Source organism: Pseudoduganella sp. UC29_71, assembly GCF_042693265.1.
Classification (GTDB): domain Bacteria; phylum Pseudomonadota; class Gammaproteobacteria; order Burkholderiales; family Burkholderiaceae_D; genus Rugamonas.
Genome location: NZ_CP170549.1, coordinates 2,545,160 through 2,565,507, shown reverse-complemented (window position 1 = coordinate 2,565,507; position 20,348 = coordinate 2,545,160). Strand labels below are relative to the sequence as shown.

13 protein-coding genes are annotated in these 20,348 nt (G+C 68.0%); 7 read left to right on the top strand and 6 right to left on the bottom strand.

What is annotated here, in order from left to right; translation table 11 throughout:
• Positions 1-119: 119 nt before the first annotated feature.
• Genes ACFJI2_RS11225 through ACFJI2_RS11215 form a run of 3 tightly spaced genes read left to right on the top strand, consistent with a single transcriptional unit; the run spans position 120 to position 4,004 of the window.
• A complete protein-coding gene (locus ACFJI2_RS11225; RefSeq protein ID WP_377705067.1) occupies positions 120-1,097 on the top strand; it encodes a GGDEF domain-containing protein in 978 nt (325 codons plus the stop codon).
• Positions 1,094-2,134, top strand: a complete 1,041-nt coding sequence (locus tag ACFJI2_RS11220; protein WP_377705066.1) for an AraC family transcriptional regulator ligand-binding domain-containing protein — start codon at positions 1,094-1,096, stop codon at positions 2,132-2,134. Before ACFJI2_RS11225 ends, ACFJI2_RS11220 begins: the two co-directional genes overlap by 4 nt.
• A 49-nt stretch (positions 2,135-2,183) precedes the next feature.
• Positions 2,184-4,004, top strand: a complete 1,821-nt coding sequence (locus ACFJI2_RS11215) for an ATP-binding protein (RefSeq protein ID WP_377705065.1) — start codon at positions 2,184-2,186, stop codon at positions 4,002-4,004.
• Here the strand turns inward: ACFJI2_RS11215 and ACFJI2_RS11210 are convergent.
• A complete protein-coding gene (locus ACFJI2_RS11210; protein ID WP_377705064.1) occupies positions 4,001-5,383 on the bottom strand; it encodes a hypothetical protein in 1,383 nt (460 codons plus the stop codon). The two genes, ACFJI2_RS11215 and ACFJI2_RS11210, sit on opposite strands and share 4 nt — an antisense overlap.
• 193 nt (positions 5,384-5,576) lie before the next feature.
• On the opposite strand from ACFJI2_RS11210, the gene ACFJI2_RS11205 reads away from it, so the two are divergent.
• Positions 5,577-7,223, top strand: coding sequence for an alkaline phosphatase family protein (locus ACFJI2_RS11205; RefSeq protein ID WP_377705063.1), 1,647 nt, complete (start codon positions 5,577-5,579; stop codon positions 7,221-7,223).
• A 10-nt stretch (positions 7,224-7,233) separates the two neighbouring features.
• Here the strand turns inward: ACFJI2_RS11205 and ACFJI2_RS11200 are convergent, their stop codons facing one another.
• Positions 7,234-8,718, bottom strand: a complete 1,485-nt coding sequence (locus ACFJI2_RS11200; RefSeq protein WP_377705062.1) for a methyl-accepting chemotaxis protein — start codon at positions 8,716-8,718, stop codon at positions 7,234-7,236.
• 95 nt (positions 8,719-8,813) lie between these two features.
• A complete protein-coding gene (locus ACFJI2_RS11195; protein ID WP_377705061.1) occupies positions 8,814-11,531 on the bottom strand; it encodes a diguanylate cyclase domain-containing protein in 2,718 nt (905 codons plus the stop codon).
• Between the two features lie 176 nt (positions 11,532-11,707).
• Between ACFJI2_RS11195 and ACFJI2_RS11190 the strand changes: the two genes are divergently transcribed.
• From ACFJI2_RS11190 to ACFJI2_RS11180, 3 genes are read left to right on the top strand one after another with little or no spacing between them, the layout of a single operon-like run.
• Positions 11,708-14,392 (top strand): polysaccharide deacetylase family protein, encoded by a 2,685-nt coding sequence (locus tag ACFJI2_RS11190; protein WP_377705060.1) that lies wholly within the window; start codon positions 11,708-11,710, stop codon positions 14,390-14,392.
• Positions 14,389-15,159 (top strand): HAD family hydrolase, encoded by a 771-nt coding sequence (locus ACFJI2_RS11185; protein WP_377705059.1) that lies wholly within the window; start codon positions 14,389-14,391, stop codon positions 15,157-15,159. Before ACFJI2_RS11190 ends, ACFJI2_RS11185 begins: the two co-directional genes overlap by 4 nt.
• 3 nt (positions 15,160-15,162) lie before the next feature.
• Positions 15,163-16,431: a glycosyltransferase gene (locus tag ACFJI2_RS11180; protein WP_377705058.1), complete on the top strand. Its 1,269-nt coding sequence runs from the start codon at positions 15,163-15,165 to the stop codon at positions 16,429-16,431.
• On the opposite strand, the gene ACFJI2_RS11175 is transcribed toward ACFJI2_RS11180, so the two are convergent.
• From ACFJI2_RS11175 to ACFJI2_RS11165, 3 genes are all read right to left on the bottom strand, one after another.
• Positions 16,425-17,366, bottom strand: a complete 942-nt coding sequence (locus tag ACFJI2_RS11175; RefSeq protein WP_377705057.1) for a hypothetical protein — start codon at positions 17,364-17,366, stop codon at positions 16,425-16,427. The genes ACFJI2_RS11180 and ACFJI2_RS11175 overlap by 7 nt on opposite strands.
• A 77-nt stretch (positions 17,367-17,443) precedes the next feature.
• On the bottom strand, positions 17,444-18,514 hold the full coding sequence (locus ACFJI2_RS11170) for a flavodoxin family protein (protein WP_377705056.1): 1,071 nt from the start codon (positions 18,512-18,514) through the stop codon (positions 17,444-17,446).
• Between the two features lie 67 nt (positions 18,515-18,581).
• Positions 18,582-20,306, bottom strand: coding sequence for a methyl-accepting chemotaxis protein (locus ACFJI2_RS11165; RefSeq protein ID WP_377705055.1), 1,725 nt, complete (start codon positions 20,304-20,306; stop codon positions 18,582-18,584).
• Positions 20,307-20,348 lie beyond the last annotated feature (42 nt).

Here is a 20,348-nt window from a genome sequence, read left to right as displayed (position 1 = left end):
TAGGAAGGGAATATGTCGCTTCTGTTACAAAGCGGGTGCGGCGAGTGAGCCGTTTGCACCTCCCTGGTGTTTGCGCTACGTGTCATGCGGCCGTCATAAAGCGCCGCTATGCTGCCGCCATGCTCAAACTGCACCGCCCCTACTTGATGCTGTCGGCCTTTGGCCTGCTGCTGTTCCCCATTCTTTACGCGGGTCTCGGCGAGGCCAAGCCGCTGGCGCACTGGAAGTGGCTGGATATCCTGTGCGAGGGCGGGACCGCCGCCATGGCGGGCATCTGGCTGCTGATCACCCTGAGCAGCAGGCCGGGCGGCCTGGTGACGCGCCTGCTGGCGCTGGGACTGGCCGCCATCATGCTGGGTTCGTGGGCGGATTGCCTGGACGAGTTCTTCCACATCGCTAAAGATCAGGTATGGGACAACTGGCTGGAAGCGCTGATGCCGCTGGGGATGCTGACGCTGACGGCCGGCATGTACTACTGGCGCCAGGAGCAGTTCAGCCTCAACGAGCATTTGCAGAAGCGCGAGCGGCTGTTCCGCGACCATCGCGCGTTCGACCGCGTGACGCAGCTGGCGGGCGCGGACTATTTGCGCGCGCAGATCCGGCTGGAGCACGAGCGGGCGCCGGGCACGCCTTGCGCGCTGGTGTTGCTGGACATAGACGGCTTCCATCGCATCAACCGGGAGCATGGGCAGCGCGAAGGCGACCGGGTGCTGCAGGCGGTGGGGCATATGCTGCTGCTGAACCTGCGTAACGAGGATTTGCTGTGCCGGTATGCGGGCGACCGCTACGCTATCCTGCTGCCTGGGATGACGCAGCAGCAAGCGCAGGAACTGGCCGGGCATCTGTGCTTCATGGTGGGCCGCATGCGTCACGCGGCACCGGCCGGGCAGGTGGCGGTGAGCCTGCGCCATGCGTGCACGCTGGCCGAGGGCAATCCGGAAGCGCTGCTGGCGGAGCTGGGCAAGGCGGTCGACATGGCACCTGCCCATGCGGCCGACGCGTGGCGGGCTTGGGCCGATTCCGGGCACGCTGGTATCTGCGCAGGCGGCGGTGGCGCAGGCAGCGGTGCTGGCCGGCGCGGCGCGGCTGCGGCGTGATCGCCTATCACGGGGCTGGCGATGCGGTGATCCCGGCGCGGCACCAGCCGTGGCAGGTGCTGGACTACGCGGCCAGCCGCGATGCGGCACTGCCGGCGCTATGGCGCGGCACCGGCCTGGATGGCCCCAGCCTGCCTCCCGCAGACCTGTATTTGACGCCACAGCAGTATCTGCAGCTGCTGCAAAATGCCGCGCGGGTTCTGGACAGCACGGACACCGCCTTCATGCTGGGCCAGCAGATGCTGCCGGGCGGCCATGGCGCAGCCAGCGCTGCGCTGCTGCGTGCCGCAAGCCTGCGCGAAGCGCTGCGGATACTCGCCGACAGCCAGTGCGCATTGTCTCCGCTGCTTTGCCCGCGCTTCCGCGAGGAGGGCGGCCTGGCGGCGCTGTACTGGACCGACAGCTACGGCGCACCGGGGCAGTTGCCATTCCTGGCGGAGATGCACATGACGGCGCTGGCGTCCATGTGCCGCTGGCTCGGCGGCGAACGCCTGCCGTGGCGCTTCTGCTTCAACCGCACCCGCCCCCGCTACACGGAACAGCATGAAGTCCACCTCGGCCCCGACCTGCGCTTCGACTGCCATCTCGACGCCATGCTGATCGACGCGGCCTGGCTGGACCGGCCATGGCCCGCCGCCAACGCGGATGCCGCTCCGGCACAGGGCTCACCAGCCGAACCAGCCGAACCATCACCGGCCGCTGGTGGGACACCGAGTCTGCTGACGGCGCTCTACGACTACCTGCTGGCCCGCGTGCGCGCCGCGCCCACGCTGGAGCAGACCGCGTCCGACTTCGGCGTCAGCCCCGCCACCCTGAAGCGCCACCTGGCGCGCCACAACACCCATTTCCAGGCCGAGTTGGACCAGGTGCGCACCCACGTCGCCCTCTATCTGTTCCAGACCCGCCGCGCCGACAACGACGCCGTCGCCCGGCACCTTGGCTTCCATGATGCTACCAATTTCCGCCGCTCCTTCAAGCGCTGGACCGGCCGGACGCCCGGCATGCTGCGCGAGTCCCTGCTCGCCGGCGCCAGCTAAACCGTACCTGCTGTTGTACAATTGGCATCCACAAGAATCACGAGCATCGATGCGATTACGTACCCACTATTGGTTGCTGGCCTTTTCCATTGTGCTGCCGGTCGCCATATTTTGCAGCATCGCGCTGGACATGCTGCTGACGGCCCAGCGCGCGTCGGCGATGCGGCACATTGAAGAGAGTGCCCGTTCGGCCACGCTCGAGATCGACGCTGAAATCCGCCGTGCGCAATCGGTGCTGCGTGTGCTGGCCAATTCGCACTCGCTGGCCTCCGGCGACACGCAGCGCTTCCATGACGAGGCCAGCGCCGCCAACGCGGGCCACGGCGGCTGGATCATCCTGTATGAACGCGGCGGGCGGCAGCTGGTCAATACGCGCCTGCCGTACGGCGCCGCGCTGCCCGTGCGGCCGGACCCCGAGGTGGTGGCGCGCCAGCTCGACAGCGGCACCGGTGTCGTGTCCGGCGTGAAGTGGGGCCTGGAGTTGAAACGTGCCTTCGTGACGGTCGAACTGCCGGTGACGACGGCGGCGGGCGACCGGCGCGTGATCGCGCAGGCCTTCACGCCCGCCTATTTTTCGCGCAGCTTCAACGCCCGCGCCATACCCCCGAGTTGGCAGATCAGCGTAGTTGACAATACCGGCGTGATCATCGCGCAACGCGGCGGCGCGGGCGATCCGGCGCGCAAGCGGATACCGGCCGAGGTGCTGGCGCGCGTGCAGGCTGCGCCTGCCGGCGCGCTGCGCCATGCCGCCGACGGCGGCACTGAGGTGTATTCCTATTTTGTGCGTTCTGCGCTGTCGGATTGGGCGGTGCTGGTGTCGGCCCCTGCTTCGGAGATCAACGCGGCGGTGCTGCGCGGGATGTCGGTGGCCATCATCGGCTTCATTATCGCCATCGGCTCGGCGCTGGGCCTGGGCGTCTACACGGGCCGCAGGCTGGTGCGCTTCGTCTCCAGCGCGTCCAGTGCGGCGCGCTCGCTGGGTGGGGCGTCCCCGGTGTCCGGGCTGCGGCACTCCAATATCGGCGAAATGGAAGCGCTGAACGACGCCATCCGCGACGCCGACACACGCCTGCGCGCCGAGATGGTGAACCGTGCCAACGTCGAGCGCGAGCGCAATGAACTGCTGGTGCGCGAGCGGGCCGCGAGGGAGGATGCCGAGCGGCAGAACGCGGCCAAGGATGAATTCCTTGCCATGCTGGGCCACGAGCTGCGCAATCCGCTGGGCGCCATCACCAGCGCGGTGGGCTTGCTGGAGCTCGGCAGCCGGGGCGGCGTGCCTGCCGAAGTGAGTGAACGGGCGCGCGAAGTGCTGCGCCGGCAGACCGCGCATCTGACTTCGCTGGTGGACGATCTGCTGGAAGTGAACCGTGCACTGATGGGCAAGCTGGCGCTCAGCAAGCAGGAGACCGATCTGGCCGGCGCGGCGCGCGGCTGCCTGGAGACCTTGCAGGCGAGCGGACGCCTGGCCCATCACAGCGTCGAGTTGCGCGCTACCCCGGCGCCGGTGCTGGCCGACGCGACAAGGCTGGCGCAGGTGATCGACAATATTCTGGACAATGCGCTCAAGTACAGCCCGGAAGGGACGGCGATCGCCATCGAGGTGACGCAGGACGGCGGCATGGCGCAGCTGACGGTGCGGGACGAAGGGATGGGGATTACGGCGGAGCTGCTGCCGCGCGTGTTCAATGTGTTCGTCCAGGGGGAGCGCACCTTGCAGCGCGCACAGGGCGGCCTGGGGATCGGCCTGACGCTGGTGCAGCGGCTGGTGGAGATGCACGGCGGGACGATCGCCATCGCCAGCGAAGGGCCGGGCAAGGGCACCTGCGTGACGGTGCGCCTGCCGGCCCTGGAAGCTTTGGAATCGGTTTAGAGATTGAACAGCTGGGTGTAGATGCGCGCGGCCATGAGTCCGGCGGGACTGTGCTGCAGCGATGGCGCCAGCAGCCTTGCCAGCGTGGCCATGGCTTCTTCCTTGCTGTCCGATGCGGCCAGGCGCGCTTCCAGCAGGCGCAGTTCGCAGCCTATCGATTCCCATGCGTGTTCGTCGGCAGGGAAGTGGTGGCGGATCACAGGGCGCTCGGTGCGCACCCGTGGCGCCTCGGCGGTCGCCAGCTGGCCGGGGGCGGCGGCATGGCCCTGAAGGCTCGCGTGCGCCGCCTGGCCCAGCTGGCTGGAGGCGCGCTGTTCGCGGCTTGCGCTGTCGATGCCGGATTGCGCGGCGGCCCCCGGCGCTGGCGGCGGATTGCCGCTGGCTCCTGCGCTGGATGCGGCGCTCGATGCGGCGCTGGTTCCGGCGCTGGTTCCGGCGCCGGCACGGCTGGCCACGGCGTCCGGCGGCAGCGCTGGCGCGGATTGTTCGGCCGTCAGCGGCGGTGCGGCGTCGGTGGCGGCGGGCAGCGGCAGGTGCGCGGCCTGCGAGTGCAGGCGGTAGCCGTCCGAAACGCGCCGGTAGAATGCGGCCGGGTCGCCCACGCGCGCCATCACGCCGCGCAGCGTGAGCAGGGCCGAGGGGCCGCTGCCGGCAGCCACGCCGGCTGCCGCGAACGCGTCGGCGTCCAGGCCCAGTTCCGCCAGCTCGTGGCGCGCCACTAGCAGTTCGGCGGAGGGCTGCTGCCGCGCCAGGTTGTAACCGATCAGCTCCGGCAGGAAGTCGTCTCCGTTGTGCGCAAGCGACAGTTCCAGCGCCGCGCTGCGATAGCTGGCCAGCGGGAGGCTGGCTGCGCCCCCGCCTGCGGCCGCGCCGCTCCCCGCGTCCGCGCCGCCTGTGCCCCCCTGGTTGCCCGGCGCGGACGCCAGCAGGTCGCGGTACAGCAGGTAGCGGTTGCGGTCCGGCACGCCGTGGCCCAGCTGTTCCAGATAGCTGGCGATCATGGGCTGGAAGTCCACGTCGTCCCAGCGCTCGACCACGCCGTACAGGGACGCGCCGTCCGCCAGTCTTGCCGGCGCCGCTTCGCGCAGGAACTGGCGCGCCTGGGCCAGCGTGGCGAAGTGCCGGCGCGGGGCGCCGAACTCCCGCGCCACCTGGTAGCGGTGATAGGCGTCGGTTGCGTGCTGGGCGTGGTGGCTGGTCCACGCGGCCAGTTCGTCGTAGCGCACGGGCAGGATGGCGGGAAGGGTGGCGGCCGCGTCGAGCTGGGTGCGCAGGTAAGCGGCGGCGTCGGCCGCTCGCAGCGCATCCCCGGCTTCAGACAGGGCGGAATAGATGCGCTTGGGCGCTTCGGGAGAGGTGGAGGCAACGTGATTCAGCATGGAAGTGTCTCGCTTCGAATAGCATTTTTTTCCAGTATGCAAAATTGTCGCGGATGTGCGTAGCGGTGATCGTCCCGCCGCTCTGTAAGACTAGACTGACAATGGCCGCTTGTCATCTACATTCGGAAAGAACATCGTCATCTTCCTGACATATCGCGGTGCTAGCATGGCGCGCTACCAACCACGAGCCATCATGATCAAGAAACTCTCCCTCTCCATTTTCGCCGCAGCCGCCATGGCATCCGCGCTCTGCCAGGCTGCCGATCAGCCCAAACTGGTCGTCGTTCTCGTGGTCGACGGCCTGCCCAATGAGCAGGTGCTGCGCTACCGCGACCAGTTCGGCCAGGGCGGCTTCCGCCGCCTGCTGGACCAAGGGGCCTGGTTCAGTAACGCGCACCAGGCGCACGGCATCACCGTCACGGCGGTGGGCCATGCGGCGGTGCTGTCCGGCGCTTATCCCTACCAGCACGGCGTGGTCGGCAACAACTGGATCGACCCGGTGACGCACGCGACCACCTACTGCACCGAGGACCCGGCCTACACCTATCTCGGCGAAGAAACCAGGCCGTCCGACGGCACTTCGCCATCGCGCCTGCGCGTGAGCACCCTGGGCGACGAGCTGCGCTACGCCAGCGGCGAGCGCGCCAAGGTGGTCACGGTGTCCGGCAAGGACAGGGGCGCCATCCTGTTGGCGGGCAAGACCGGCACCGCCTATATGTATATGGACAAGAGCGGCAACTTCGCCAGCAGCAGCTACTATATGCAGGCGCACCCGGCATGGGTGCAGCGCTTCCAGGCAGCCAGGCCGCAGGACCGCTATTACGGCAAGTCCTGGACGCCGCTGCTGCCGGCGGCGGCCTACGCGGGCGACGCGGAAGAGCCGCCCGCATCGGCCAGCGGCGGCCGCAACCGCTTCCCGTTCTCCTACTACAGCGAAAGCGGCGCGCTCGATGCGTCCTACTATGCGCGCCTGCGCGTCGGCCCCTACCTGGACGAGCTGACGCTGGAGTTCGCGCGCGCCGCCGTGGAGGGGGAGAACCTGGGCCGCAACCCGGCCGGCGTGCCGGACGTGCTGGGCGTGAGCCTGTCCAGCCACGACTACGTGAACCACGCCTTCGGCCCGGAAAGCAGGATGTCGCACGACCACCTGCAGCGCCTGGACCGCATGCTGGCCGGATTCTTCAGCTACCTGGAGCAGCGCGTGGGCATGGACAATGTGATGGTGGTGCTGACCGCCGATCACGGCTTCCCCAACGTGCCCGAGTTCGCCCACGCGCACCACCTCGACGCGGGGCGCATCAACGGCGACCAGCTGGTGTCCGCGCTGGAGCGGCATCTGGCCATGAAATTTTCCGTGCCCGGGCTGGTGCTTGGCACGGCCTCGCCCAACGTGCTGCCGAATATCTACCTGGACCATGAGCTAATGGCGAAGAGCGGCCTGAAAAGCGCCGACGTGGAACAGGCCGCGTCGCAGTTCCTGTTGCAGCAGCCGGGCGTGAACGAGGTTTACACGCGCAGCCAGTTCGAGGCCGGCGCGGCCACGCCGACGCGCATCGCCACGCTGATGCGGCGCGCCTGGAACCGCCAGGTGTCGGGCGACCTGATGGTGGTGAACAAGCCGAACTGGTTCCCCGGCAGCGGCAGCGGCACCTCGCATGGTTCGCCCTACAGCTATGACACCAATGTGCCGCTGATGATCATGGGTAAGCGCTGGATCAGGCCGGGCGCCTATGGGCAGTATGCCGAAGTGGTGGACATTGCGCCCACGCTGGCGCACCTGCTGCGCGTGCGGCCGCCGTCCGGCGCCGAAGGGCGCGTGCTGACGGAGACCTTGCGCTAAGCGGGCTGCCTCAGAACTTGGTGAACTGGTTCTCGTCCAGCGAGCCGGCCACCGGCCCCATGCCGGAGGCCGCTGCGCTGGCCGGCCGGGCCGCGCGCACCAGCGCGGGTTTTGCGGCGCGCACCTTGGCGGGGGCCGGCTGCTCGTCGCTGGCGTAGCGCTTGAACAGCGCCATCAGGTGGGCCAGGTGGCCGGCCTGCGAATTCATTTCTTCCGAGGTGGCGGCCAGTTCTTCCGAGCTGGCGGCATTGGTCTGGGTCGCCTGGCTCAGCTGCATCACGGCCGAGTTAATCTGCCCCACGCCGGCCGACTGCTCCTCGGAGGCCGCGGCGATTTCCTGCACCAGGTCGGAAGTGCGGCGGATATTGGGCACCATCGCCTCCAGCAGCACGCCGGCCTGTTCGGCCAGGTCCACGCTGTTGGCCGCCACTTCGCCGATCTCCTGCGCAGCCACCTGGCTGCGCTCGGCCAGCTTGCGCACTTCCGCCGCGACCACGGCGAAGCCCTTGCCGTGTTCGTGCGCGCGCGCCGCCTCGATGGCTGCGTTCAGGGCCAGCAGGTTGGTCTGGTAGGCGATGTCGTCGATGATGCTGACCTTTTTGGCGATCTGCCGCATTGCCGCCGCCGTGGCCTTGACCACTTCGCCGCCCTTGGCCGCTTCCTGCGCTGCCTTGGTCGCGATGCCGTCGGTGACACGGGCGTTCTCGGCGTTCTGCGTGATGGAGGCGGTCATCTGTTCGATCGATGCGCTGGTTTCCTCCACGCTGGCGGCCTGCTCGCTGGACGCTTGCGACAGCGACTGCGCCGTCGAACTGACCTCATTGGAGGCGCTGGCCATGATGCGCACCACTTGCTGGATGTCACGCACGATGGCGCCCAGGCTACGCGAGATCCACACGGCCAGCACGCAGCCCAATATCGCGATCACCACGGCGAAGGACAGGATCCAGCGTTTGGCCCGCTGGGCGATATCGGTCATTTCCGCCGACTCGGACTTGGTCTCGGCGGCATTCACTTCGCGCAGCCGGGCCGTGGCGGCGCTGATGCCTGCGTCGGCGCCCTTCACGGCCTTGTCCAGATCGGCGATGGTGGCGCCTTTTTCGCGCAACGCTTCCAACGTGGCCAGTTGGTGGCTGTATTCCTTGGTGGCCGCCAGCACCTCGTTCAGCAAGCCCTGTTCTTCGCGCGAGACTTCGCCGCCGGCCAGGTAGGCGCTGACGCCCTTGTCGATCTCCGCGACCTCGGTGCGGAACTTGGCCGCATAGTCGCCGCCGCGCAGCACGTAATTCTTGAAGCTGTGCGAGGCGCGCCCATGCGCGCCGACGATGCTCATGACGGCGTCCTTGCGCGCCAGCGTCACGGTCTCGATATTGTTCCAGCGGCCCAGCAGCGCGCTCAGGCTGGCGAAAGCGGTCAAGCCTAGCAGCATCACCAGTATCACGATACCACCCAGGCCCACATGGAGCCGGGTTTCCATTTTCATGTGTTTCAGCATGGTTTCTCCTCCTGGCGGCGCGGGCCGCTTAGGAGAACATTGTGACGGAATCGGCCCGCACAATTGTCACCAAATTCCACATTCCCGCATTTAGTTCAACTTTGTTCCGCATCCACCACATAGCAGTCCCGGCCGTTGCGCTTGGCGGCGTACAGCGCGCGGTCGGCGCGGGCGATCAGGCTGGACTGGGTGTCGTCCTCGCCCTGGTAGAGCGCCAGGCCGACGCTGGTGGTCACCAGCATGGGCATGCCCGCCACCGTGAACGGCGCGCGCACGGCGGCGACGATCTTGGCCGCCAGCTGCGCCGCTTCGCCGCCCTGGTCCACGTTCTCGAGCACGATGATGAATTCGTCGCCCGCCAGGCGCGCCACCAGGTCCACCGCGCGCACCGCCTGGATCAGGCGGCTGGCAAACTCCTTCAGCACTTCGTCGCCCGCGCCGTGGCCCATGCTGTCGTTGATGGCCTTGAAGTTGTCGATGTCCAGATAGGCCAGCGCCATCCGGCGCGCCAGGCGCTTGCTGCGCGCCATGGCCTGCTGCAGCACCTCTTCGAATTTGCGGCGGTTGGCAATGCCGGTCAGCGCGTCCACGCGGGCCAGCGCGATCAGCTGCTGCTCGACCGCCTTGATGCGGCTCATGTCCTGCGTCAGCGCGTACACGCCGGCCACGCCGCCGTCCGGCCGCTTGTCCGGCACGAACGTCGTTTCCAGCGTGCGCAGGTCGCCGTGCAGGCGGGCGCGGTGCTCGAAGCACACGTGCTGGCCCGTGAAGGCGCGCTCCAGGGCCGGCAGCGCCTTGGCGTAGGCCGGGGCGCCCATCACCTCGGCCAGCGGGCGCGCCGCCAGGCTGGCGGGTTCCAGGCCCAGCCAGCTGCGGAAGGTGGCGTTGCCGAAGCGCAGGACGTGGTCGCGGTCGATATAGGAGATCAGCGCGGGCAGATGGTCGGTAATCAGCCGCAGGCGCTTCTCGCTGGCCGCCTGGGTCAGTTCCGCGTTGCGGCGTTCGGTGATGTCCATCGCCATCAGGTAGAAGCCCAGCACCTGGCCGCCGGCGCCGATATCGGGGATCAGGTCCGTCATCAGGTGCAGCGACCGGCCCATTTCCTGGCTGTCGCGTTCGTCGTGCACGCGCTCGCCGCGCAGGGCGGCGTCGATCTGGTCCTTCCAGTGCAGGTACACCTCGGCGCCGAACACTTCGCTGATGGTCTTGCCCAGCATGCTGGCCGGTTCCACGCCCAGCAGGTGCTGATAGTGCTCGTTGGTGAAGCGGTAGCGCAGGTCGCGGTCCAGGTAGGCCACCAGGGCCGGCATGCTGTCGGCAATCATGCGGATGCGGCGCTCGCTGGCGGCGATCTGCTCTTCGTGCGCCACCCGCTCGGAAATATCGTGCAGGAAGGCGGTGGCGATCACGCCGCGGTCGTGGCGCAAGGTGCCCACCGACAGTTCAACCGGGATTTCATGGCCGTCGCGGTGCTGCGCCGCGATGCGGGTGCGCTGGTGGCTGGGCAGGCCATGCGCACCGTGCGGGGCGCTGCGGCCGCTGGCCAGGCGCATGATGCCGGCCGCGTGTGCGCTGCGCAGGCGCGGCGGCACAATCAGCTCGGCCACGTTGCGGCCCAGCGCCTCCTCGCGGCGCCAGCCGAAGGTTTGCTCGGCCTGCGCGTTCCATTCGGTGACGGTGCCGTCGGTCAGGGTGCTGACGAAGGCGTCCGGCGCGTGCTCGAGGATGTTGCGCACCAGCGATTCGCTGGCCAGCACGCGCTCCTGGGTGGCGGCGCGTTCGGCGGTCAGCTGGTAGAAGGCTTCGCCCAGTTCGCCGATCTCGTCGCGCCGCCCGGAGCGCAGCGACGCCATGTCGGCGCCGCCCCGGCGCAGCAGCGCGACCTGGCCGCGCAGCCGTTGCAACGGCGCCAGCAGGCGGTGGATGACCAGCCACGCCACCAGCCCCGCCACCGCCGCGAACAGGCTGGCGGCCAGGATGGCCTGCCGGCGCAGCTCGATCAGCGGGGCGAAGGCCTCGTCCGTGGGGAAGCGCGCGGCTACGATCCAGTTGGTGCTCTTCAAGCGCTTGTATGAATAGATGCCCTCGCTGCCGTCCTTGTTCTTGGCCTCGGTCCAGCCTTCGAAGCCGCGCAGCGCCATTTCCGTGGCGCGGTTGTAGCCCGGGCGGTCGTTGATGTGGCGCAGCAGGCGGGCCGGCGTGGGATGGTGGATCAGGATGCCGTCGGCCGTCATGATGAACATGAAGCCGGTCTTGCCGGGCTTGAGGGCGTTGATGGGACCGAAGAAGTCGGACTGCTGCAGGTCGATGCTGGCGGCCACCACGTAGGCCACGGCGCCTTTGGGGTCCAGCACCGGCTGCGTCATCAGCACGATGGGACGGCCGGACATGCGGCTCAGGAAGGGCGCCGAAACCAGGCCGGTGCGGGTCTTGACGGTGTTGTCGAAGTAGGGGCGGCCGATGGCGTCCACGGCGGCTTCCTTCAGTTCCGGCCGCAAGGTTGCCACCATCTTGCCGTTGCGGTCGAACGCCACCACGTTGAAGAACTCGGCGCCGACGGCGGGCCGGGCCAGCAGCAGCGCCTGCAGCGCCGCCGGATCGCTGTGGATGCCGGGCGGCAGGCCTTCGGGCAAGGTGGAGAGCAGGGCGCGCTTGGCTTCCAATTGCTCGTCCACGTAGGCGGCGGCGCTGGACAGCACGGCATACTGCTGCGCGCCGATGACGGCCTTCATGTCGCGTTCGGCCAGTATCAGTGCAAGGGTGGTGACGATGGTGGTGGCGGCCAGCACCAGCAGGATGACAACGGTGGTCATCCGCGATTTCAGGGTATGTGGCAGGAAACCGGCTTTGGCCATGTCTTTGAGCAAGTCGTTCGGTAGCGTGGAGTATTGCACACCCGGCCCTGGCTAGCCATGGATTTAGCGCGATGGCGTGGCAAGCTGACATGCCCTACAATTGCTGCACTGCATATAGAACAGGGTACAGCCTAGTGATTTCCAAGCCCGTCTTGCTGGCCGCCGTCGCGGCCGTCGCCCTGTCCGCCGCCGGCGCGGGCTACTACTACACGCACCGCGCGCCTGCTGCGGCAAACGCCAGCGGCCCCGGCGCCTCCGCCGGCCCGGACGCCGCCGGGACGCCGGCGCAGCAGGCCATCGCGGCCCAGCTCAAGGAAGTGCTGGCAGCCTACCGCAAGACCATCGTCCTGCTTGCAGATGAACAGTCGCTGGGAGAGGCGGAGAAGGCCCAGGCCAACCAGGTCGGCCAGGGCCTGTTCCATGACAACCAGTTGCGCATCGCCCGCACCGACGAGGCGCTGGCCGCACTGGCGGCCTCGCCGGACGCCGGCCGCTTCGCCAGCATAGGCGCGCTGCTGGACTATATCGAAGCCGACCCGGGCCTGTACGACGCCGACCGGCTGGCCTTCCGCGAGCTGCTGCAGTCGCTGCGCGGCTACGTGGCCAAGGACGGCTCGCTGCCGGCCATCAAGCTGCACAAGCGCATTTCCGAGGACATGGACGCGCTGGCCGAGATCGAGCGCAATTACGACCAGGAGATCAGGCAGATCTTCGGCCGCTTCGAGACGCGCGCCATCGAGCTGAAGCGCGAGCGCTGGGACGACTACGTGGCCCACCTGAAGAAACTGTACAGCCGCGAGCAGATCCTCAAGGAATACGGCGTGGTGATGCCGTACCCGCAGCCGCCCGCCGGCGCCGTCCCGGCCGCCGCCAGGCAGGAAGACGGCGAAATTTTCGGCAAGTCGCTACCGAAGAAAACCGTGGTGCTGACCTTCGACGACGGCCCCCACAAGCGCTACAGCGAGGAAATCGCCGCCATCCTGAAGCAATATGGCGTGCCGGCCGTGTTCTTCTCGGTCGGGCGCAACATCGGCACCGTGGATGCCGCCCACCAGGCCAGGCTGAACGGCGGTGCGGAAGTGAGCCGCAAGCTGAAAGCGGCCGGCTACACGCTGGCCAACCACAGCTACAGCCACGCCCAGCTATCCAAGGAGAGCGGCGCCAGGCTGCAGGCCGAAATCCTGGACACCGACCTGTTGTTGAAGGCGGTGGACGCCGACCGCTCGCCGCTGTTCCGCTTCCCCTACGGCGCGCGCAACAGCGAAGGCCTGGCCACGCTGCACAAGGCCAGGCTGCAATCGGTGATGTGGAATATCGACTCGCTGGACTGGGCCGATCCGGTGCCCGGCTCCATCGCGGCGCGCGTGCTGCAAAACGTAGAGAAGGAAGGGCGCGGCATCATCCTGTTCCACGACATCCATGAGCGCACCGTGAAGGCGCTGCCGGCCATCCTGGACCGGCTGGTGGCCGAAGGCTACCAGTTCGCGGGCTGGGACGGCAGCACGTTCAAGGTCGCACAGGGCGCGGCCGCGCAGGGGCAGGCGCCGCCGGCGCCGGTGTCGGCCGGTTATGGCAACTCCTGGGCCATCGTAATCGGCATCGACGACTACGCGAAGTGGCCGAAGCTGCAGTATGCCGTGCGCGACGCGCTCGGCGTGCGGCAAACCCTGATCGACAAGTTCGGCTTTACCGCCGAGCGTGTGGTCACCCTGAAAAACGCCGAGGCCACGCGCGCCGGCATCCTGGGCGCCTTCCATGACAGGCTGGCGCACGGCGGCGTGCAGAAGAACGACCGCATCTTTGTCTTCTTCGCCGGCCACGGCGCCACCCGCAAGCTCAGTTCGGGGCGCGACCTGGGCTACATCGTGCCCGCCGATGCAGACCCCGGCCAGCTGGCCACCGACGCCATCCCGATGACGGAGATCCAGAACATCGCCGAGAGCCTGAGCGCCAAGCATGTGCTGTTCGTGATGGACGCCTGCTACAGCGGCCTGGGGCTGACGCGCGGCGGGTCCTCGTCTTCCTTCCTGCGCGATAACGCCAGGCGCATCGGCCGCCAGATGCTGACGGCCGGCGGCGGTGACCAGCTGGTGGCGGACGGCGGCCCGAACGGGCACTCGGTGTTTACCTGGACCTTGCTGCAGGGCCTGGGCGGCAAGGCCGACCTGAACGGCGACGGCCTGATCACGGCGACCGAACTGGCAGCTTATGTGGCGCCGGCGGTGGCCGGCGTGTCCAGCCAGACCCCGGCGTTCGGCAGCCTGCCTGGCTCGGAGGGCGGCGATTTCATCTTCGAGCTGCCGGCCGAAACCGAGTTCCTGGGCGCGGCCACGGCGCAGCTGTCGAACGACGCCATCGCGATGAACTCCAAGCTGGACGCGGCGCCGCCGGCAGCGACGGTGAAGGACTTGCAAGGCAAGGAGCAGGCCATCACGCCGCCGCCTGCGGTGCCGGTGTCGGTGCGCCAGCAGGCGCAGCGCGCCAACGACCGTGGCCTGCAGCTGTACAAGGAGAAACAGTACGCGGCAGCCGAGGCGCAGTTCACCGAGGCGCTCAAGCTGCGCGCGGACTTCGCGCTGGCGGCCAACAACCTGGGCTTCGTGTTCTACAAGCAGGAACGCTATCCGGAAGCGGCGCGCTGGTTCGAAAACACCATCAAGATGGACCCGTCGCGCGCCATCGCCTACCTCAACCTGGGCGACGCCACCGCGCGCGCCGGCGACAGCAAGCGCGCGCAGGGCGCATACAAGACCTATCTGGAGCTGGCGCCGAACGGCAGCGGCGCGGCGTACGCGCGCCAGCAGCTGGAGAAACTGTGAAGATAGAAGGCATCCTGTGGGACAACGACGGCGTGCTGGTCGATACGGAACGGCTGTTCTACCAGTCCAACCGCGAACTGTTTCTGTCGTTCGGGGTGGACTTGTCGGAGCTGGATTTCTTCAACTGGTATCTGGCGGACAACTGCGGCGCCTGGCATTTGCTGGCGCATCTGGGCATGGGCGAGGAGCGCATTGCCGAACTGCGCGAGGGACGCAACCGGCGCTATTCGGAGCTGCTGCTGGGCGCCGCCGTCGAGCCTATCGCGGGCGTCGGCGAGCTGCTGTCGGCGCTGGCGCGACGGGTGCCGATGGGCGTGGTGACCAGTTCCATGAGCAGCCACTTTGACCTGATCCATTCCAGGCTAGACCTGCTGCGCCACTTCCGCTTCGTGCTGACGGCCGAGCACTACACTAACAGCAAGCCGTCGCCGGAACCGTACTTGATGGGACTGAAGCGGCTAGGGCTGGCGGCGGATCGATGCGTGGTAGTGGAGGATTCGCCGCGCGGCTTGCAGGCGGCAACGGGGGCGGGCATTCGCTGCATCGTGCTGCGCAACGAACTGACCCGCCATTACGATTTTCCCGGCGCGTGGCACATCTGCGACGACGTGGCCGGGCTGCACGCCTTGCTGCATGCCGAGGTATGCGTCGAGCTGCACGCTCAGGTACGTGCCGAGCTGCACGATGAGCTGCACAACGACTTGCACGCCCAGGTACGCGCCGAAGCAGGCGCTGGGCCGGCGGTGCTGGCCGGCATGGAGCGCTGAGCCATGGCGCGCTTCCATCTGTGTTGGGAGCTGGGCGGAGGCCTGGGCCACGCGGGCCGCTTGCGAGTGCTGGCTGACGCCTTGCTGGCGCGCGGCCACGAGGTCAGCATCAGCCTGCGCGACCTGGCGCAGACGCATGGCGTGTTCGACGGCATGCCCGGCGGACAGCACGTGCCGCTGCTGCAAGCGCCGGTCTGGCTGCACCGCACCGAAGGCATGCCGCCGAATCACGGCAACCACGCGGAGATCCTGCTGACCGCAGGCTATTTGCAAGCCGCACCGCTGGCGGGCATGGTGGCAGGCTGGCGCTCGATGTTCGGCTTGCTGCGGCCGGACGTGGTGGTGGCCGATTACGCCCCCACGGCCATCCTGGCCGCCCGCAGCCTGGGCTTGCGCAGCGCTTCCGTCGGCTCGGCATTCGCCATGCCGCCCGGCGGGCGGGCGCTGCCATGCCTGCGGGAATGGGAAAACATCCCGCCGCAAAGGCTGGCAGCTGCCGAGGCGCATGTGCTGGCAGCCGCCAACGCCGTCCTGGCGCACCACGGCGCGCCCCCGCTGCAATGGGCCGCAGACCTGCTGCTGGGCGACACCCCGTTGCCGACCACCTGGCCCGAGCTGGACCACTATGGAAGAGCTGCCGCGCTCCCCGCCGTGGCAGGCGGCCTGGCCGGCGCTGCCGCCAGTGGCGGCGGACCGGATGCATGGTTTGGGCCAGCGTTCCTGGCAGGCGGCGGCGAACCGCCGGTGTGGCCGCCCGGCGACGGTCCCAAGGTATTTGCCTACCTGAAGCTTGGCCACGCCGGCCACGCTGGCGTGCTGGCGGCTCTGGTGCAGCAAGGCTGCCGGGTGTTGTGCTACCTGCCGGAGGTTGCAAGCGGAAAGTCACCACCCGTGACGACGCCGAACCTGACGTATGCGCGCCGCCCGGTCGCACTGCAGGAAGCGCTGGCCGAGGCGCAGCTGTGCGTCACGCATGGCGGGGAAGCGACGCTAGCGCAGGCCATGCTTGCCGGTGTGCCGGTGCTGATGCTGCCTATGCAGCTTGAACAATTCCTCACCGCGCGCCGCATCGCTGCCGCCGGGATGGGTGTGAACACCGCCATGCTGCCCAAGCCGCCCGACTGGGGCGCCCTGGTGCGCCACATGCTGGCCACGCCAGCTTATGCCGCCGCCGCCCAGGCGTTCGCACGCCGCGCGCAAGGCTATCGAGTCGAAGACATGGCCGGCCGGGTAGCCGGCGTGCTGGAAGCGCTGGCGGCGGCGCGTCAGTAGAAGTTCAGCGCCCGGGCCAGCATGCCCAAGCCTGCCGCACCCATCGTCGCGATGATGCCGAAGAACCAGCGCAGACTATTGCGGAATTCAGCGTCTTTTGCGTCGCGCTGCTCCATCTCCTTGTCCCAGCGGGCCTCGAACTGGGCGTCTCTCGCCCGGCGCTCTTCCAAGGACTTGTCCCAGCGGGCCAGGAACTCAGCGTCCTTCGCCTTGCGCTGCTCCATGTCCTTGTCCCAGCGGGCCTCGAACTGCGCCTCCCTCGTCCGGCGCTGTTCCATGTCCTTGTCCCAGCGGGCCTCGAACTGCGCCTCTCTCGTCCGGCGCTGTTCCATGTCCTTGTCCCAGCGGGCCTGGAATTCAGCATCTTTCGCTTTGCGCTGCTCCATGTCCTTATCCCAGCGCGCCTCGAATTGGGCCTCTCTCGCCTGGCGCTGTTCCATGTCCTTGTCCCAGCGGGCCTGGAATTCGGCGTCTTTCAAATTGCGCTGTTCGATATCCTTGTCCCAGCGGGAATAATATAGCGCCTGGTTGCGTTCCCATTTCGCGTCGGCGACTTCGCAGTCGTGGCGCCAGCGGGCGTTGGCTTGTTCGCTCTCGTGGCGCCAGCGGGCTTCCCTTTGCTCGTTTTCGCGCCGCCAGCGTTCTTCGCGCTGCTCGTTCTCGCCGCGCCAGCGCTCTTCCATGCGGATAGACTCGGCTTGCCGCGCTTCCACAAAGGCGGCAAATTCCCGGCGCCATTCTTGCCGGTAGGATTCCAGCTGCTGTTGCAACTCGCGCAGACGGTCGTCCACGCGCAGGAAACCCTCGTCCATGTGCATTTGCAGCTTGTGTATCAGCGACACGACGGTTTCCATGTTGACCTCCAGCCGCACGATCCGGGCCTCATGGGTATCTTCGTTACCGGGTTTGCGGCTGTCAAGCGGGGCACTGGCCATGGCGGACTCCTCATGAAAGCGATGTCCTCACTGTCGTCCAACGCCGCGCTGCGACTTTGCGCGAACGCAAAGCCGGGTCACTTTGGGCGTGGTGGCGGAATGCCCGCGTCGGGACGCACCGGGTCGCCGGTGCGGAGGCGGGCGATGCAGGCGGCGAGCGCCTTGGCGACCACCCGCACTTCCTGCTCGAACTTGCCGGCCTCATCCAGCACCGCATGGCTGTCGGCATAGGATTCGTAGTAGCCCAGATACCGGTCCAGCTCGGCCTGGCCGCCCGCGCTGACCAGCCCCATCCAGCTCAGCCAGTCCGACAGGTTGCGGCGCAGGCTTTCCGCGCCCGCCACGTCGCCGTGCACCACCAGCCCGTAGGCGCGGCCGGCCAGGTGCTTGGGATAGCCCCAGCCCGCCAGCTCCAGCGCCTTGGCTTCGGCCGCCTTCTTGCCGTGCGTGCTGGTCGGATCGGGATTGCCGCCGTCGGCACAGACCAGGCGGTCTATCATCAGCTTGAGCGGGCTGGGCGCCTGGTACCAGTACACCGGGGTGAGGATGATCACGCCGTGCGCCGCCACCCATTTTTCATAGATCTCGGCCATCCAGTCATTGGTCTGCCGCTCTGCATGGTTGGGATAGCAGCTGCAGGGCCAGTGGCACAGCGGCATGGCGGTGGACACGCAGCCCTTGCACGGATGGATGTGCAAGTCGTAGCTGGAAGTGAGCAGGCTCAGGTCCAGCACGTCCGTTTCAATCCGCTCTGCCGCCAGCGTTTCGCGCGCCCACTGCGCCATGCGCCAGGTCTTGGACACTTCGCCGGGACAGCTGCCGTCGTTGCGCGCCGCGCCAATGATGAGCAGCGCGCGCGAGGGCGAGGAGGGGTCTTTCTGCTGATGCTCGGCGGCGCGCAGGCGCTCCCGCGTGGCCATCCATTCCGCCGACAGCTGGTACGCCGGATCGGCATAGCCTTCGCCGGCGGCCTGCGTGACAGGCGCCTTGCGGCCCGCGTGATAGTTGTTCCAGGCCACTTCTTCCACTTGGTCCAGCGCGCCGCGCACGGCGTCGAAAGCCGGATCGAGGAAGGAACGCTGGAAACGCAGGCGGAATTCCTGGCGTTCCAGCGGTTTGGGCGCCTGGCCCTTGCGTATCTCTGTCATGGCAGTCTCCGGTAGACCTGGTCAGCTTGCCACCGCGGCGCCCCGCGCTCTGTACGCTAGCGTACGGTCAGAACTCCTGCCATTCGCCGTCGCCGTCGTCCACGCGCCCCGCGCCGTTGGCAACTTTGCGCGCCTGCGGGTGCGCCGGGGCAGGCAGGCGGGCCGCCGGCGCGGATTCGGCATGGCGCTTCGGCATGGGGCTGACCGTGGCGGCGTGGCCTGCTGCGGCGGCCGTGTGGCTGGCGCCCTCGGCCAGCGTGAACACCCCCACCGCGCCGGACAGCGCCAGCGCCTGCTCGCGCATCGCCGCCGCCGCCGCCGATGCCTGCTCCACCAGCGCCGCATTGCGCTGCGTGGTCTCGTCCATCTCGCTGATCGCGGTGTTGATCTGCTCGATGCCGTCCAGCTGCTCCTGGCTGGCCGAGGCAATCTCGCCGATGATGTCCGTCACGCGCCGCACGCTGACCACGATTTCCTCCATCGTGTGCCCGGCCTGGTCCACCAGCCTGGCGCCGCCGTCCACCTTCTCCACCGAGTCATCGATCAAGGCCTTGATTTCGCGCGCCGCCGCAGCCGAGCGCTGCGCCAGGTTGCGCACTTCGCTGGCCACCACGGCGAAGCCCCGGCCCTGTTCGCCGGCCCGCGCAGCTTCCACGGCGGCGTTCAGCGCCAGGATATTGGTCTGGAAGGCGATCCCGTCGATCACGGAAATAATGTCGACTATCTTGCGGGAGGAAGCGTTGATGGCCGCCATGGTATCGACCACCTGGGCCACCACCGCACCGCCTTTGCCGGCCACGTCCGAGGCCGACAGCGCGAGCTGGTTGGCCTGGCGCGCGTTGTCCGCGTTCTGTTTGACGGTGGAGGTCAGCTGTTCCATTGAAGACGCGGTTTCCTCCAGCGAGCCCGCCTGCTGCTCGGTGCGCACCGACAAATCCGCATTGCCTGACGCGATTTCGGCCGACGCGGTAGTGATGGTATCCGTGCCTGCACGCACCTGCCTCACGATGCGCACCAGGCTGTCGTTCATGTCGCGCAGCGCCGCCGTCAGCTGCCCCGCCTCGTCGGTGGAACGCACTTGAATGTCCGCACTCAGGTCGCCGCCCGCGACCGTGCGCGCCACTTTCACCGCATGCCCCAGGGGCCGCACGATGCCGCGCGTGATGTACCAGGCCGTGACCAGGCTGAGTACGCCACCGGCCAGGCCCAGCAGCCCCATGACCAGGCGCGCGTTGCCGGCCACGTCCTGGGCTTGCTTGCCGGAAGCATGCATCAGCGCCACCTGGAAGCCGATCAGCTTGTCCACTGCGTCGAAATACGCCAGCTGCTCGCCGCGTACGCGCTGATACAGCGTCGCGATGGCGGCGTCGCGCTCGCCGGCCTTGAATTGCTGCAGCATCAGCGCGCTGCCGGCGGCATACGCGGCGCGCGCGGACTCGATACGCCCGAGCAGGGCGCGCGCCTCCGGCAGGCTGACCATGGCCTCCAGCCGGGCCAGGTCGCTCTTGGCCTTGGCGGCGCTCGATTCCGCCAGCTCCAGCTCCGCTTTCAGTTCGGTGGCGTCCTGCATCAGCAGCAGGTTGCGCAGGCTGCGCGCTTGCTGGTTGGACGCGTGCTTGATGTCGTTCAGCAGGCTGATCTTGGCGTAGCGGTCGCCGATGGTCAGCCCGATCTCCCCGCTGACGGCCTGCAGCCGGCTCACGCCGACGGCGACGATGAAGGCCATCAGCACGACAGTGAGCGAAAAGGCGATGGTGAGGCGATGTCCAATCTTGATATTTGCGATATTCATGTTTTGGCGTCGAAGGGTGAATTTAGAAAAATAGTGTAGCAG